This is a genomic window from Mesorhizobium sp. CU3, assembly GCF_006442965.1.
Taxonomy (GTDB): Bacteria; Pseudomonadota; Alphaproteobacteria; order Rhizobiales; family Rhizobiaceae; genus Mesorhizobium.
Genome location: NZ_VFWX01000033.1, coordinates 1 through 2500 on the forward strand (window position 1 = coordinate 1; position 2500 = coordinate 2500).

Annotated in this window: 1 tRNA gene and 2 rRNA genes (1 of these 3 cut by a window edge); all 3 read right to left on the reverse strand. The window is 55.2% G+C overall.

The features are described 5' to 3' along the window. Position 1: 1 nt before the first annotated feature. Positions 2-78: transfer RNA gene (locus FJ988_RS30445), tRNA-Met, on the reverse strand. A gap of 179 nt (positions 79-257) precedes the next feature. Further along, a 5S ribosomal RNA gene (gene rrf, locus FJ988_RS30450) occupies positions 258-372 on the reverse strand. A gap of 251 nt (positions 373-623) precedes the next feature. After that, a 23S ribosomal RNA gene (locus tag FJ988_RS30455) occupies positions 624-2500 on the reverse strand (it continues 923 nt past the right edge of the window).

Genomic DNA, 2500 nt, shown 5'->3' on the forward strand with positions numbered 1-2500 from the left:
TTGGTTGCGGGGACAGGATTTGAACCTGTGACCTTCAGGTTATGAGCCTGACGAGCTACCGGGCTGCTCCACCCCGCGTCACCTACGAGCAAGCGTTTGCTTGCGACTACGAGCAAGCGTTTGCTTGCGTAATTAGAGGTAAGTTTTAGCTTACCGGAATCAAGATACCGCCAAATGAAAGGGCCGCTTGCGCGGCCCGAGATCCCGTTTGGCGGGCCTTTTCGTGAAGAGAAGATTTATGAACGTGCGCTTGGCAGACCTGGCAGCGACCTACTCTCCCGCGTCTTGAGACGAAGTACCATCAGCGCTGGAGCGTTTCACGGCCGAGTTCGGAATGGGATCGGGTGCAGCCGCTCCGCCATAACCACCAGGTCGGCAAAACGCACGTTCAAATCGAGAAGCTGTTCAGGCGCGATCCCAAGATCGTCGCAGCGCGATCCCAAAGGATCGTCGCGTTTTGTGCCAAAGCGACGTTCGCGTTTTGCTTTCGGGCGTAAGCCCGCAAGCGCGACTGCGCGTCGCCGGTCGTCCGGCGCCCTCGCGGAGCATAGGCCCGTGAGGGCCGCTCATGCGTGAGCGCTGGCAGACCATCCGACTTCGTCGGATGGATATTAGGAATGAGAACGATCAAGCCTATCGAACTATTAGTACCGGTAAGCTTCAAGCGTTGCCGCTCTTCCACACCCGGCCTATCAACGTGGTCGTCTTCCACGGTTCTCAGGGAATACTCGTTTCAAGGTGGGTTTCCCGCTTAGATGCCTTCAGCGGTTATCCCGTCCGGATATAGCTACCCTGCAATGCGGCTGGCGCCACAACAGGTCCACCAGAGATCCGTCCATCCCGGTCCTCTCGTACTAGGGACAGATCCTTTCAATATTCCTACACCCACGGCAGATAGGGACCGAACTGTCTCACGACGTTCTGAACCCAACTCACGTACCGCTTTAAATGGCGAACAGCCATACCCTTGGGACCTGCTCCAGCCCCAGGATGCGATGAGTCGACATCGAGGTGCCAAACAACCCCGTCGATATGGACTCTTGGGGGTCATCAGCCTGTTATCCCCGGCGTACCTTTTATCCGTTGAGCGATGGCCCTTCCACGCGGGACCACCGGATCACTATGACCGACTTTCGTCTCTGCTCGACTTGTCAGTCTCGCAGTCAGGCAGGCTTATGCCATTGCACTCAGCGAACGATTTCCGACCGTTCTGAGCCCACCATCGCGCGCCTCCGTTACTCTTTAGGAGGCGACCGCCCCAGTCAAACTACCCACCATACATTGTCCCGGACCCGGATAACGGGCCGCGGTTAGACATCCATAGTAATAAGGGTGGTATTTCAAGGGTGGCTCCACCTGAGCTGGCGCCCAGGTTTCAAAGCCTACCACCTATCCTACACATGCCACTACGAATGCCAATGTAAAGCTATAGTAAAGGTGCACGGGGTCTTTCCGTCTAACCGCAGGAACCCCGCATCTTCACGGGGAATTCAATTTCACTGAGTCTATGCTGGAGACAGCGGGGAAGTCGTTACGCCATTCGTGCAGGTCGGAACTTACCCGACAAGGAATTTCGCTACCTTAGGACCGTTATAGTTACGGCCGCCGTTTACTGGGGCTTCGATTCAGAGCTTGCACCCCTCCTCTTAACCTTCCAGCACCGGGCAGGCGTCAGACCCTATACGTCGCCTTGCGGCTTCGCAGAGCCCTGTGTTTTTGATAAACAGTCGCTACCCCCTGGTCTGTGCCACCCTCCTCCACTTGCGTAGAAAAGGGTCACGCTTCTTCCGAAGTTACGCGTGCAATTTGCCGAGTTCCTTCAGCATAGTTCTCTCAAGCGCCTTGGTATACTCTACCTGACCACCAGTGTCGGTTTCGGGTACGGTCTATAAGGAGGAGCTATTTCCTGGAACCACTCCGCTGCCCGTTCAATCCGATAAGATTGGACAACTTGTGTGATCCGTCACTACCTCCAGGCCCACGAATATTAACGTGGTTCCCATCGACTACGCGTTTCCGCCTCGTCTTAGGGGCCGGCTAACCCTGCTCAGATTAACTTTAAGCAGGAACCCTTGGTCTTTCGGCGGGGGAGTCTCTCACTCCCCTTACGTTACTCATGTCAGCATTCGCACTTCTGATACCTCCACCGCCCCTCACGGGTACGGCTTCATCAGCTTACAGAACGCTCCGCTACCGCTCGTGATTGCTCACGAACCCTAAGCTTCGGTGTATGGCTTTAGCCCCGTTACATTTTCGGCGCAAAGACCCTTATTTAGACCAGTGAGCTGTTACGCTTTCTTTAAATGATGGCTGCTTCTAAGCCAACATCCTGGTTGTTTTGGGATCCTCACATCCTTTCCCACTTAGCCATAACTTGGGGACCTTAGCTGTAGGTCAGGGTTGTTTCCCTTTTCACGACGGACGTTAGCACCCGCCGTGTGTCTGCCGACTAGTACTCCCAGGTATTCGGAGTTTGGTTAGGTTTGGTAATCCGGTGAGG